8 protein-coding genes are annotated in these 14341 nt (G+C 40.7%); 7 read left to right on the top strand and 1 reads right to left on the bottom strand.

Features of this window, described 5'->3' with window-relative positions; genetic code table 11:
* Positions 1-131: 131 nt before the first annotated feature.
* Positions 132-821 (bottom strand): NUDIX hydrolase, encoded by a 690-nt coding sequence (locus JRG66_RS10925; protein WP_265162803.1) that lies wholly within the window; start codon positions 819-821, stop codon positions 132-134.
* A 344-nt stretch (positions 822-1165) separates the two neighbouring features.
* Here JRG66_RS10925 and JRG66_RS10930 point away from each other — a divergent pair, with 344 nt between their 5' ends.
* Genes JRG66_RS10930 through JRG66_RS10960 form a run of 7 tightly spaced genes read left to right on the top strand, consistent with a single transcriptional unit; the run spans position 1166 to position 14314 of the window.
* Positions 1166-4309, top strand: a complete 3144-nt coding sequence (locus JRG66_RS10930) for a SusC/RagA family TonB-linked outer membrane protein (protein ID WP_265162804.1) — start codon at positions 1166-1168, stop codon at positions 4307-4309.
* Between the two features lie 11 nt (positions 4310-4320).
* The gene (locus tag JRG66_RS10935) at positions 4321-6219 is read left to right on the top strand and encodes a RagB/SusD family nutrient uptake outer membrane protein (protein ID WP_265162805.1); all 1899 of its coding nucleotides are present in this window, start codon (positions 4321-4323) and stop codon (positions 6217-6219) included.
* A 60-nt stretch (positions 6220-6279) separates the two neighbouring features.
* Positions 6280-9294 (top strand): SusC/RagA family TonB-linked outer membrane protein, encoded by a 3015-nt coding sequence (locus JRG66_RS10940; RefSeq protein ID WP_265162806.1) that lies wholly within the window; start codon positions 6280-6282, stop codon positions 9292-9294.
* A gap of 20 nt (positions 9295-9314) precedes the next feature.
* Positions 9315-11078 carry a RagB/SusD family nutrient uptake outer membrane protein gene (locus tag JRG66_RS10945; RefSeq protein WP_265162807.1) on the top strand — a complete coding sequence of 588 codons (1764 nt, stop codon included), beginning with the start codon at positions 9315-9317 and terminating at the stop codon, positions 11076-11078.
* Between the two features lie 54 nt (positions 11079-11132).
* Positions 11133-11468: a DUF1735 domain-containing protein gene (locus tag JRG66_RS10950; protein ID WP_265162808.1), complete on the top strand. Its 336-nt coding sequence runs from the start codon at positions 11133-11135 to the stop codon at positions 11466-11468.
* Positions 11441-12163: a DUF5627 domain-containing protein gene (locus JRG66_RS10955; RefSeq protein ID WP_265162809.1), complete on the top strand. Its 723-nt coding sequence runs from the start codon at positions 11441-11443 to the stop codon at positions 12161-12163. The genes JRG66_RS10950 and JRG66_RS10955 overlap by 28 nt, the downstream gene beginning before the upstream one ends.
* 27 nt (positions 12164-12190) lie before the next feature.
* A complete protein-coding gene (locus tag JRG66_RS10960; protein ID WP_265162810.1) occupies positions 12191-14314 on the top strand; it encodes an endo-1,4-beta-xylanase in 2124 nt (707 codons plus the stop codon).
* Positions 14315-14341: the final 27 nt, after the last annotated feature.

The following is a 14341-nucleotide window of genomic DNA, read 5'->3' on the forward strand; positions in this document are numbered from 1 at the left end:
AACAGACTGGCAGGATGTATGGAATGAGAGAAATTTGGTTTCAAAAGTGAAGCCCGGAGATACGGCTCCTAAGCTAAGAACTCTTGCCTTGTTATAATAAGTAATTGTAACAAGGAAAAATATAGGGTATACTATAATTTGAAGGAAAAACCTTCTTCTACTTTTGCATTGTATTTTTTTGCATCAAACTTATATAGGAATGAACCTTTTCGTGAAGAAACCATATCTTTTTCTTTTAATTTCACCAGAATATCCAAAGATTTGATTTTATTGATAAAATTTCTTTTATCTAATTTTTCATTTAAGATTGTCTCGTACAATTTCTGTAGTTGACGCATAGTAAATTTTTCAGGAAGCAATTCAAAACCAATAGGGTTTGTTGAGGTTCTGTAACGAAGCCTGGCAATGGCTTTTTGAACCATTTGATCATGGTCAAAAATCAAACTGGGATAGTCAGATATTTTAAACCATTTTGCGGAATACTTTTCTGTTAATTCTTGTCTGTGCTCGGCAATATTGATGAGTGCATAGTAAGCGACGGACAATGTTCTTTCTGCAGGATCACGATTTACTTTACTAAAATTGTAAAGCTGCTCCATATAGACATTATTAATTCCGGTAAGATGATGAAGGATTCTGTTAGCAGCCTGGTCGAGATCTTCGTCTTTTTTCAAAAATCCTCCCATAAGGGACCATTTACCTTTTTCAGGTTCAAAATCTCTCTTGATCAGAAGGATTTGTAAATCTTCTTCATCAAAACCAAAAATTATACAATCTACAGCCAGCAAGACTTTATCTTCAAAACTGTAATCGTGAATCATAGTTTGTATTTAAGAAGCAATATTAAAAAACTTATTTAACATACTCTATCATATTTACATTTTAATAATATAATCATCACTCTAAATCTTCATGTACTAGTAATTTAAAGGTAGTTAAAATTGTGTGAAAATAAATTTGGAAAATCTAAAAATCTTTATGACTTTTACTAAGTGTAAAATTCACACTAATAAATCGAGGTTAATTCTAAACTATAATTCAATCGTTTTCGCGCCCTTGTTTTGTAGCAGAAGCTTCTAAAGACTCATATTAAAACATAAATTAACACTTTGCCAATATGACTTTACATCTATTTAAATTTTCATATCTGATAAGATATATTTTCTTGGGGGTATTATTAAAATTTTTCTTTTCTGGCTCCCTATTCGCGGCCAATGGAGCCGATAGTTTTGGTGTTGAACTGGAGAATCAGGTTCAGCAGCAGAATATTGTAACAGGAACGGTAACCTCGTCTATAGATGGTTTTGGTCTTCCTGGAGCTAATGTTTTTGAAAAAGGATTTCCTGAAAGAGGTACTGCTACAGACTTTGAGGGGAATTATTCTATTGAGGTATCTTCTGCAGACGCTGTTCTTGTTTTTAGTTATATAGGGTTTGGAACTGTAGAAAAATCAGTGGCAGGGCAATCTGTCGTTAATGTGATGCTTGAGCCAGATCAAGATGCGCTGGAAGAAGTTGTAATTGTGGGTTACGGTACACAAAGAAAAGAAACTGTAGTGGGGGCTGTAACTCAGACTACAGGTGAAGTTTTGGAACGTACCGGAGGGGTGTCTGACGTGGGTTCTGCACTAACCGGTGCCTTGCCTGGGCTCATAACATCGGCCAGTACAGGATTGCCAGGAGGGGAAGCACCGCAAATTGTCATTAGGGGGCAGAATAGCTGGAATGGCACCTCCCCCTTAATTCTTGTAGATGGAGTGGAGCGCCCTGAATTCTTTAATAATATGTCAATTAGCTCGATAGCATCTATGTCGGTCCTAAAAGATGCATCGGCTACAGCGGTATTTGGTTCCAGAGGAGCTAATGGGGTTATTATTGTTACTACAAAAAGAGGACTTTCAGGAAAGGCAGAGATTACTGCCAATTTTAATTCTACGATGAAAGTAGTTTCAAAATTACCTGGAACTTATAATGCTTATGATGCGATAGGTGTAAGGAATAGGGCTATAGAGTATGAGCTTTCAACAAACCCTGCCAGTTGGGGTCAAATAGTTCCTGAAGAAATAAGGGATAAATATCGAAATCCGGCAAATCTTGCGGAGCGTGAACGCTATCCCGATGTGGACTGGCAAAAGGTTTTGTTTAAAGATTATGCAATGTCATACAACGCCAACGTAAATATTCGTGGAGGTACAGACTTTGTAAAATACTTCGCAACTCTTGATTTTCAGAATGAGGGCGATTTATTCAGGGACTTCGAAAACAGTAGAGGGTATGATCCTGGGTATGAATATAACCGACTTAACTTTCGAAGTAATTTAGATTTTCAGCTTACTTCTACAACTACATTGCGAACTGACTTAGGAGGAACTTATGGTGTTCGTAAGAGTCCTTGGGGTGGAGGTAATGAGTATCCGTTTTGGGATGCCGCTTATAATGGAATTCCAACCCTCTTTATGCCTCGTTATTCTGATGGGAATTATGGGTACTATGCTCCAAATGCTCAAAAAGGACTTAACTCTGTGCGCATACTTTCTCTTAGCGGTGTGGAGAAAGAAACCACGGCTCGTATCTCTACAACTTTTGTGTTAGATCAGGACCTGAGTATGTTGCTGAAAGGGTTGAAATTTAATGGAACTTTGGCTGTCGATAATACCTTTATCGAAAACGATAGAGGTGTAAATGACTTATACAACGATGCTCAGCAAAAATGGATTGACCCTGAAACTGGTGAAGTAACCCTTGCTGAAGGTATTAGTTCTACCACCGGACTTGATTTTTACAATCCCGGGCCAAGGTGGTCTCCGGCAAGCGGGACTGTTGATGCAGCATGGCGTAAAATCTTCTATCAGTTGAAACTTGATTATGCAAAAACTTTTGCAGAAGATCATAATGTCAATCTCATGGGGCTAATGAACCGCCAGAAAGATGCCAGGGGGAATGGTATTCCAGAATATAGGGAAGATTGGGTTTTTAGGGCGACCTATAACTATAAAAGCAAATACATGCTTGAGTATAATGGTGCCTATAACGGCTCAGAGAAATTTGCACCTGAATACCGTTTTGCATTCTTCTCCTCTGGAGGGGTTGGATGGACTGTTACTGAAGAAGAGTTTATGCAATCTGTTTCTTTCCTGGATATGCTAAAGCTGCGTGCGTCCTACGGGGAAGTTGGGGATGATAATATTGGTGCTCGATTTTTGTTTATGGATGAATGGGCGTATGGAGGCAATTCTCAACTTGGTTTAGTAGGTGAGGCGGGGGAATTGAGTCCTTACGCGTGGTATGTGCAGGAGCAGGTGGGCAATCCTTTTGTGCGTTGGGAAACAGTATATAAGTATAACGTGGGAATGGATTTTGGCTTGTTTAAAGGGCTTTTTGATGGGTCTGTAGATGTCTTTAGAGATGACCGGGAAGATATCTTGATGTCAGGTGACAGGGCAATTCCTTCATACTTTGGGGCAGATGCCCCTGCAGCCAACCTTGGAAAGGTTAGAACTCAAGGTTACGAGATTACATTAGGTGTGAACCATACCTTTAATAATGGATTAAATGTATGGGCAGACTTTGCTATGACTCACGCAGAGGATGAAGTGTTGGAACGGGATGACCCGCAGTTGTTAGCCGATTATCAAAAAGATGCAGGATACGCTTTGGGGCAGGCACGTACGCACATTAGTAGTGGGTACTATAATACCTGGGATGAATTATATGGAAGTACCCCCCACAACACGAACAACCTTAATAAATTACCAGGGAACTATCAAATTCTCGATTACAACGGAGATGGGATAATTGACAGTTTTGATTCCGCCCCATTTGGATATTCAGGGGTACCTCAGAATACTTATAGTACTAATGTAGGTATAGAATGGAAAGGCTTCAGCATATTTACTCAGTTTTATGGAGTTAATAATGTTACCCGACAGGTTGTATTCAACAGTCTTGCAGGCCAATCTGACCGGGTTTACGAACAGGGTACTTACTGGTCTAAAGATAATCCTAATGCCGATACACCCATGCCACGCTGGAATTCGGTAGTGTCGGGTTATAATATTGGGAATCGTTATTTCTACGATGGCTCTTATCTCCGTCTCAAAAATGCCGAAATAGCCTATCGTTTTACACATGATATGGTAAAAGACTTTGGGCTTCAAAATCTGCGCGTTTATGTGAATGGTAACAACCTTTTATTATGGACAGATATGCCTGATGATAGAGAATCGAATTTTGCCGGAACAGGATGGGCTTCACAGGGAGCTTATCCAACTGTAAAAAGGTTTAACATAGGATTCAACGTTACATTTTAAATTCATTTTTTATGAAAATATATATAAAAACTATTGCTAAGAGCAGCTTACTTCTAGGATTACTCTTTATGTTTTCCTGTGAGGACTACCTTGAGAGAACACCCGAATCGGTTGTTTCAGAAGAAGCTTCTTTTGAAAACTTCCAGAACTTTCAGGGATTTGTGGAAGAGCTGTATATGGGGATACCAAACTTCACTACCAGTTACTGGACGACTTCTTTTAACTGGGGAGATGATGAAATACAATCGGCAGCTAATACCTTTCACTTTGGGGTGAAGATAGAAGATGGAAACTTTTGGGGCTGGCAGGCAGAACATGATGGTTGGGGTGCCGGCTGGATGGATAAAAATGGTGCCAACACTAATGTGTCTGGGGGTAGAATGAACAAAGGGTTATGGCCTCTTGCATGGTATGGAATCAGGAAAGCAAACATTGGTTTGGCTAATCTTGATCTTATGACAAATGCTACTCAGGAAGAAAGGGATCTCATTGAAGGTCAGCTATTGTTCTTTAGAGCGTGGTTTCATTTTCAGTTGATCCAGTATTTTGGAGGTCTTCCTTATATTCAGGAAGTCTTACCTTCGGATGAGCAAATTTGTGAACCACGACTTAGCTACCATGAGAGTGCAGAATTGGCTGCAGCTGATTTTAGAAGGGCTGCAGACCTTTTACCCATAAATTGGGATAATACTGTGGTGGGTAGACGTACCTTGGGAAAAAATGGCCTGCGTATCAATAAGATAATGGCATTGGGCTATTTAGGTAAGGATTTACTTTGGGCTGCCAGTCCTTTGATGAATTATGAATCTACCGGAAGCCGTTCTTATAATACTGAATATAGTCAACGTGCGGCATCTGCCTTTGGTGAATTACTATCTCTGGTTGAAAATGGTGAAACCCAGTATTCACTTCTTCCTTTTGATGAATATAGCCAGAACTTTTATACTACCGGCCAAAACTGGGCTATTCCTGGAGGTACGGAAGCGATTTTTAGATCTCCATATGTTGAGGCGAATGGATCCAACTGGGGTATTAGTAAGCAGTACCTGCCTTCTGTAGTAGGAGGAGGTGATATCAAATTTTTACCTACGGCAAATTATGTAAGTTTTTATGGTATGGCCAACGGGATGCCTCTTCCAGAAGATATAACTCAAGCCGATCCTGAATCTGGATATGATCCTGCCCATCCCTGGGAAGGACGTGATCCACGATTTTATCACGATATCCTGTATGATGGGGTGCAGGTTGTAGAAGGATCATTACCACCCGAAGTAAACGAAGATGCAGTGCGTTATGCAAATTTATATACTGGAGGAAGTTATCGAGATGTGAATTTTGGAAGCCGAACCGGTTATGTCAACCAAAAATTTATTCCTCTTACTGCAAATCAATATGACAGGGAGTACGATTATGGTTATGCTCTTCACCTTATGGTTCCATATATGCGCCTGGCCGATGTTTACCTTATGTACGCAGAAGCTGCTTTAATGGGGTATGGCTCACCAAATGGTAAATCTTCAAATTTCGGCAAAACAGCATTGGAAGCAGTGAACACCATTCGCGAGAGGGCTGGTGTAGATCCTGTTCATGCCAAATTTACTGGTTCTGCGCAAGATTTTCTACCAGAATTGAGACGTGAACGTGCCGTGGAGTTGGCTTTTGAAAGACACCGTTTTAATGATCTTAGACGTTGGTTATTGTTGACTGAATACCCATATACCATTAAAACTTCTCATGAATTTGATAGACCTGCATCCTTTGATTATGAAAATCCGCGAAATAATCGTGTAGTGAATCTTAAGGAAGAAGTTATTCTTGTACGTGACTTCACTGATAGGCATTACTGGTTGCCTTTAAAAGTATCTGATGTAAGTATCTGTCCTGAATTTTACCAAAACCCCGGATGGTAGCGGTATCAATAAGACATAACTTTTAAGTATTAAATGATCTTAACGTCGAAACACCAACTAATGAAACATATAACACTAAAAATTGTTTTGTGCGCTATTACGGTTTTATTTCCTGTGATACTTCCCGCACAAACTGCCACCAAACTTGATCTAACCACCCTTATCCGAACACAAGAAGGCTTGCCGGTTAAAGGGGCTATTGTTACAAGTGAGCAGGATAATATTTCCACCCAGACAGATAGTATGGGCATTTTTTCCCTGCAGGTTTCTCCAAATGCCAAGCTATCTATTAGTACATTGGGTAACGAAGTGAAATTCGTTACCGCCACACCGGGACTGCAAGAAATAGTGCTGGAGGTTGAACAACTCGTTCAGGTGGCATATCGAAAAGAAAACGATGAAGACCTCCTGGGAGGAATATCGTATATAAACCTACCTGAATTGTTGGATAAGAATTATATCACCTACCCTCTGGATAATATGGAAGCCTTAGTGCCCGGTTTTCACGGCAATCTCTGGGGAATGAACGAGTACCTCGTGCTTGTGGATGGTGTACCTCGTGATTTAAATAGTGTACAACCTACTGCTATAGATCAGATCAGTTTCTTAAAAGGAATTTCTGCGGTTGCATTATATGGTAGTAGGGCCGCTAAAGGCGCAATACTTATCACTACCAAAGGAGGACATATTGGAGAGCAAACGATTAATGTAAGAGTAAATGCCGGTCTTCATGCTCCAAAAAGTTTTCCGAAGTATTTAGGATCTGCAGAATATATGACACTTTACAATGAAGCAAGGATAAATGACGGTTTGGAAGCTTTATATTCTGAAGAGGAAATTTACCATCACGCCGTAGGCGACAATCCTTACCGTTATCCTAACGTGGATTTTTACTCTTCCGATTACCTTCAGGAAGCCTACAGTCTTTATGATGGTACACTCGAAATTGCCGGTGGAAATGAAAAAGCCAGGTACTATACTAATATGGGCTTTATGAGAGAAGGCTCCCTGCTTGATTTTGGAGAGGCAGAGAACAACAAAAATGAACGTTTCAATGTTCGCGGGAATGTGGATATGAAACTTACAGATTACATATCTGCCAATGTAGATTTAGCTGCTATTTTTACCAGTAACGTAGGCGTTAATACAGACTATTGGGGAGGTGCCGCTACTATGAGGCCCAACCGGTTTACACCTCTTATTCCCATAAATTTTCTTGAGGAAAATGATTTAATTTCGTGGAACCTGGTCGAGGGTTCAGATAATCTAATTAATGGAAAGTATCTGTTAGGAGGTACTCAACTCGATCAAACAAATCCTATTGCAGATGTATATGCCGGCGGGTCCAACACATACACCAGCAGACAATTTCAATTTAATGCCGGTGTGGATGCAGACCTACAAAATGTTCTTGAAGGATTAACCTTTAGTTCCATGTTTGGAATAGATTACGCTACTTCATATAGCCAGGCCTATAATAATGAATATGCAGTATTTGAGCCGAGCTGGAATAACTATGCGGGAGTAGACCTAATTAGTGGTCTAACCCGGTATGGGCAGGATGCCAGTTCTGGGGAGTTAAATGTAAGTAACAGTTCATACCGTCAAACATTGGCGTTTTCGGGACAATTGAACTATCAAACCCAGGTAAAAGGCGAGCATAATATCTCTGCTATGTTAATTGCCGGAGGTTTTCAGCGGTCTTCCTCTGGGGTTTACCAGGGACTGAATAACGCAAACCTTGGCTTACACTTGGGGTATGATTTTAGTAATAAATACTACGCCCAATTTAATGGCGCAATGGTGTATTCTACTATGGTTCCTGAAACCCACAGGACTGCTTTTTCTCCAACCCTTGCTTTAGGCTGGAGAATTAGTGAGGAAGGGTTTTTAAAGTCTTCTTCTGTTGTGGATGATCTAAAATTGTCTGTTTCGGCAGGTATTTTACATACAGATCTTGATATTTCTGACTACTATCTGTATGAAGCTATCTATTCACAAACAGATGGTGCCTGGTATGGGTGGGCAGATCTTTCTGCACCCGCACAGAGTACTGATTCACGCCGTGGTGCAAACCCCAACCTGAAGTTGCCAAAGCGGGAAGAAATAAGCCTGGGGCTGGATGCTTCCTTTTTCAACAGCTTACTTGTCTTTAATGGTAATGTGTTTATGAGCAAAATGACCGGTCTTGTAGATCAACTTTCAGTCTTATATCCAAATTATTTCCAGACAGGCTGGCCTAATTCTTCATTTATTCCTTACGTAAATTATAACGAAGACTTTCGTTCAGGTTTCGACTTTGGCCTTAACCTTAATAAACAAATTGGACAGGTAGACTGGTCTTTAGGATTTGTAGGGACTTATTTCACGACCGAAGCATCAAGGAGAGCTGAGTTTTATGAGGATGAATACCAGAACAGGCAGGGCAGACCACTGGATGCTATTTGGGGTCTGGAAAGTGATGGTTTTTTTGAGAGTACAGAAGATATTGCCAATTCACCAGAATCGGCATTTGGAGAAGTTCAACCTGGCGATATAAAATATAAGGATCAAAATGCAGACGGTGTGATCAACGCTCAAGATGAAGTATACCTGGGACGTGGCGGCTGGTCTGGTGCTCCACTTACCTTAGGTGTTAATCTAACTGCAAAGTGGAACAACTTCACATTCTTTGCACTGGGTGTGAGCCGTTCCGGAGCTATAGGTATGAAAAATAATGACTATTTCTGGGTAAATGGGCAGGATAAATATTCTGAAGTGGTTAGAGGCCGCTGGACACCAGAAACTATGGATACAGCCACTTACCCGCGTCTAACCACCTCGGGAGGCAATAATAACTTTAGGAATTCTGATTTTTGGACGTACAGTACCAATCGTTTTGATTTAGCCAGGGTTCAGGTTTCTTATAATTTCCCTGAAAGTGTAGTTGGTGGTGATTTTCTTAAGGAATTTGGAGTGTATGTGAATGGTGCTAACCTTTTAACAATCGCTCCCAATAGAGACATCCTGGAATTAAACATAGGAGGTGCTCCTCAAACGCGCTTTTTCAACCTTGGTGTGAAAGCCTTATTTTAATGAATTATAAAAATTAGATTATGTACAAGAAAATACTGTTTTTTGTTTCGGTTGTGCTGGTGCTCTCCTCTTGTGAAAAGGAGTTTCTTGAGCCAGCAATTGAAAACAATCGGGATCTGAGCGATATTCAGGATGAGCCGAGTTTTGCGCTTGGTTTGCTCTACAATGGTTATACCAGGCTGCCCGGTGGATGGTCATTTAGTGAAATGGCTACAGATGATGCTGTAAGTAGTGACGAGGATAATAATTATTCTAATATGGCCACAGGGCAATGGGCTGAAAATTTTAACCCTGTAGACCAGTGGCAAAATTCCTTTGCAGCAATTCAATATTTGAACTTAATGCTATCTAAGGCAGATACCGTAACATACGCTGAAAATCCAGCCGTAAACCAAATGTTTGAAGATCGTACTAAAGGAGAGGTATACGGTTTACGCGCTTATTTTATGCATAGACTGCTTCAGGCTCATGGTGGAATGGCAGGGGGACAGCTTCTGGGAGTACCTATTATGCTAGAGCCGCAAGATGCTTCTACAGATTTTTCAAACCTGCAAAGAGCTACCTTTGAAGAAGGTATACAGCAAATTTATAGTGATATAGAAAAGGCTATAGAATTGCTTCCTCTGGATTACGAAGACATTGGTAGCCAGGATCAAATTCCTGCGAAATACTCCAATATGGGAGCGGTAGTGAATGACTATAACCGCGTGTTAGGAAAAACAAATCGTCTACGCATGACAGAGCGTGTTGCTTTGGGTATTCGTTCACGGGCGGCTTTACTTGCAGCGAGCCCTGCCTTTAATCAAGGTACTTCCACAACTTGGGCAGATGCGGCTAATTATGCTGCAGATGTATTAGACAGGAACGGGGGAGATGGAGGTCTGGACCCAGACGGTCTTACCTGGTACAATGATGGAGGAGTGATTGATAATCTTGCTGCCGGTTTAAATCCCCCTGAGATTTTGTGGAGAACAAATATGCCAGGACCAAGTAGCACTCTTGAAGAACAACTCTATCCACCCTCACTTTTTGGAGATGGTCTGGTAAACCCTTCCCAGAACCTGGTCAACGCATTTCCTATGGCAAATGGTTACCCAATTGACCATCCCGATAGTGGTTATGATCCTGCAAACCCATATCTTAACCGGGATCCCCGTCTTACTGCGTTCATCGTTGTAAATGGCAGCCAAATGGGGCCTTTTGATGAAACAATCATTACTGCAGTTGATGGCGGAACCATTGATGGTTTGAACATAGTAGAGTCCTCAACCCGTACAGGTTATTATCTTCGGAAACTGCTAAGGGAAGATGTAAACCTTGACCCTCAAAGTGTGAACCAGCAAAGGCACATTAATCCGCTAATTCGATACACCGAAATTTATCTGAATTATGCAGAGGCAGCCAACGAAGCCTGGGGTCCTATGGGAACTGGCGGGAATGCCTATTCAGCTTATGATGTGGTTAGAGCAATTCGTGAGCGGGCAGGATTAAGCGCAAATGGAGGTGACCTTTATTTGGAGTCTGTTAAAGGAGATAAAGATGCAATGAGAGAACTAATCAGAAATGAAAGAAGACTAGAATTAAGTTTTGAAGGCTTCCGTTTTTGGGATTTGCGTAGATGGAATAAAGACCTTTCAGAAATGGCATTAGGAGACAGGATCGAGGACGGAAACCATCAGATCATTAATGTTGAACCCAGACTTTATTCAGATTATATGATCTACGGACCAATCCCGTATAGCGAAGTATTAAAGTTTGGCCTAACACAAAATACGGGGTGGTAAGAACTTATCAAATTGGTTACACAGGAATTGTATATAAAATTAAACTGAAAACGCATGAAAAATATAACTAAAATAACCTTGTTCCTATTCTTTTCAATTTTGTTCGCTTCATGCGAGAATGAAGAATGGGAATTCCCCGATTTTGAATACCAGACGGTTTACTTCGCTCATCAATATCCTGTAAGGACCATAACCTTGGGGGAAGATATTTTTGACACTTCATTAGATAATGAATGGAAATTCCAGATTATGGCTACTACCGGGGGAGTCTATGAAAATCCAGCTGATGTTACCGTTGATATCACTGTAGATAACAGCCTTGTTGATGGATTAGCGTTTGAAGGGGGGGGGATATTCTATCAATGCCTGGAAATTACTATAATATCGTAGCCGATAAAATTATAATTCCTAAAGGGAAAATTGTAGGCGGTGTTCAGGTTCAACTCACCGAAGATTTTTTTGCAGATCCATTGGCCATTCATAGAAATTATGTGATTCCGGTGAGAATGACAAATGTTCAAAATGCAGATTCTATTTTGTCAGGAAAACCATTAGTTGCAGATGGAAGAAGGACCGTGGCAAGTGATTGGTCTGTTCAGCCTAAAGATTTTGTACTGTACGCTGTAAAATATATTAATCAATTACACGGGTATTACCTTCGCAGAGGAGAAGATGTAATTGTAGGTAAGAATGGGAATTCCAATCTTGATCAAACAATTGTAAGAAGTGAAGAGTTTGTGGTTGATGACGAAGTGGTACTGCTTACTACTCAGTCTTTAAATGAAGTTCTTTTTCCGGTAACTTTCAAATCCAGTGATGGAACCAATATCGAAGTGCCGCTTATACTCACTTTTGATGAAGATGGAACCATCACAGTTGGTACTAATTCTACTGATTTTTCTGTTACCGGTAGCGGAGAATTCGTAAAAGATGGAGAAGAGAACAGTTGGGGAGATCAGGATCGGGATGCCATTTATCTCAATTATGAAGTTGATTTGGAAAATATTCAGGTTTCCACATCCGATACTTTAGTGATGAGGAATAGAGGTGTAGAAATGGAACTTTTTACTCCTGTACTCGAATAATTGTTTAATACTTAAGATCTAAATGGAATGAAAAGTCTATATAAAATTGGGATCTGTGCATTGGGATTATCTTTAGTGACCTCTTGTGCAGATTATGAACCACTCGATTTTCAGGTCGAAAAACCCGAAAGTGTAGCACTACAGGAGGAGTTGAATAGTTACGAGCCTTTAAAGACATACTTAGGAGAAGATTCTTCAGACTTTATTTTGGGCGCAGCAGTTAGTATTTCAGAATATAATTCCAAAGGGCTAATGTACCGTTTGATCAATTCAAATTTTGAAGAAGTTACTCCGGGATATGGAATGAAACATGGGGCTGTGGTACAAAAAAACGGAAGTCTAAATCTGGCTGATGTGGAGAAGTTTCTCGAAACTGCAAATGGGGCTGGTATGTCTGTTTACGGGCATACCCTTGTGTGGCATGCAAACCAGAATGCTGAATATCTAAACAGCACTATTGCACCAACGAAAAATCCAGGGAGCGGTCCAACCTGGGAGGTGGTGACCGATGCTGACTTTGAAACCGATGACGCAGCAAATTATGAGAATAGCGCAAATGCTATCGTGTCTTTCACTGCAGTCGGAGCAGGCCCAGACGGTGAAGGCAGGGCATTGAAAGTGACCAATGAAGAAGCTCGGGAAAACGAATGGGATAGTCAGTTCTTTTTGAAATTTTCTCCGCCTATGGAAGTAGGGGAAGAATATGAACTTAGTATGGATGTCCGCTCAGATGAGGCCGCATCTTTTGCTACCCAGGCTCATATACAACCTTATGAATATAAACACTGGGATTTTTTTGGTGCTATTAACGCCACACCTGAATGGACCACTTTTACCAAAAAAATTGTAGTTTCTGAAGAAGTTGCCGGGGCAAGTACTATTGCCTTTAACCTCGGTAATGTTGCCACTACTTATTATTTTGACAACATAAGCCTTAAAAAATATAACGAAGAAGGTGGTGGTGGTCCGGGATTGGATCCAAGTGTAATTACCAACACTGATTTTGAAACCGGTACCGACGGCTGGGCTGGCTGGGGAAATGGCTCTACCAGGGAGCGCTCAGCAGAAGGTGAGGGCTTTGGTGATACGGGATACGCTTTTACCTTTACGAATCCTTCCGCTGTGAATCCATGGGAGGCACAGGTTGCCTATGATTTACCGACATTGGAAATGGGGTCAACTTATGTATTGAATTTTAAAGTAAAGGCAAATACTGCCGGTACTCTTAGTGCCGCGATACAATCGCCGTCAGATTATTCAAGTGATCCGCTTGGCTCATTTAATGTATCGGAAGAATGGGAGGAGTATACTTTACAGACAACAATAACCAAGGAGGACCGTGAGCGATTTATTATTGACTATGGTCAGTTTGCAGGAACGGTTTATCTTGATGACGTAACGCTTTCACGTGTAAACCCTGGAGGTACAGAGAAAACACCTGAAGAAAAGGAAGAAATTATTACAGGTGAAATGGAAAGATGGATTGCGGGTATGATGGAAGTTTCCAAAGACTATGTAAAGGCCTGGGATGTAGTAAATGAGCCTATGGATGATGGGGATCCTTTTGAACTCAAAACTGGTATTGGAAAAGAATTAGCGGCAGATGAATTTTACTGGCAGGATTATCTAGGTAAGGATTACGCTGTTAAAGCTTTTGAATTGGCACGTGAATATGGAAATCCAGACGACCTGCTTTTTATCAATGATTACAATCTTGAATATAACCTGGATAAAACCCGCGGTATTATTGATTTTGTTGAATATATTGAAAGTCAGGGAGCTACCGTAGATGGAATCGGTACTCAAATGCATATCAATATTAATTCTTCAAAAGAGAAAATTGATGAAATGTTCCGTTTACTTGCGGCTACAGGAAAACTGGTTAAGGTTTCTGAACTCGATGTGGCTGTAAATAGTAGCGAACCCACTTCAGAAATGTTAGCAAAACAAGCCGAAATGTACAAGTATGTTGTGGATAGTTATGCTGAAAATGTACCGGCGAATCAGCGATACGGGGTAACCGTATGGGGAGTACAGGACAGTTCTGATGATGCTAACTGGATGCCTGGCGAAAGACAGGGTCTTTGGGATCTTGATTTTTACAGAAAACCGGCTTATGCAAGTTTTGCTGAAGCTCTTCAAAATCTATAAGGAATAATGTCTTTAACCAGCCAATTC

The sequence above is a fragment of the Salinimicrobium tongyeongense genome (assembly GCF_026109735.1).
Taxonomy (GTDB): domain Bacteria; phylum Bacteroidota; class Bacteroidia; order Flavobacteriales; family Flavobacteriaceae; genus Salinimicrobium; species Salinimicrobium tongyeongense.

Excerpts from the sequence above, each read along its gene's own strand:
- JRG66_RS10925 (WP_265162803.1), bottom strand. The coding sequence starts at position 821 with ATGATTCACGATTACAGTTTTGAAGATAAAGTCTTGCTGGCTGTAGAT.
- JRG66_RS10935 (WP_265162805.1), top strand. The coding sequence starts at position 4,321 with ATGAAAATATATATAAAAACTATTGCTAAGAGCAGCTTACTTCTAGGA.
- JRG66_RS10940 (WP_265162806.1), top strand. The coding sequence starts at position 6,280 with ATGAAACATATAACACTAAAAATTGTTTTGTGCGCTATTACGGTTTTA.
- JRG66_RS10945 (WP_265162807.1), top strand. The coding sequence starts at position 9,315 with ATGTACAAGAAAATACTGTTTTTTGTTTCGGTTGTGCTGGTGCTCTCC.
- JRG66_RS10950 (WP_265162808.1), top strand. The coding sequence starts at position 11,133 with ATGAAAAATATAACTAAAATAACCTTGTTCCTATTCTTTTCAATTTTG.
- JRG66_RS10955 (WP_265162809.1), top strand. The coding sequence starts at position 11,441 with ATGCCTGGAAATTACTATAATATCGTAGCCGATAAAATTATAATTCCT.
- JRG66_RS10960 (WP_265162810.1), top strand. The coding sequence starts at position 12,191 with ATGAAAAGTCTATATAAAATTGGGATCTGTGCATTGGGATTATCTTTA.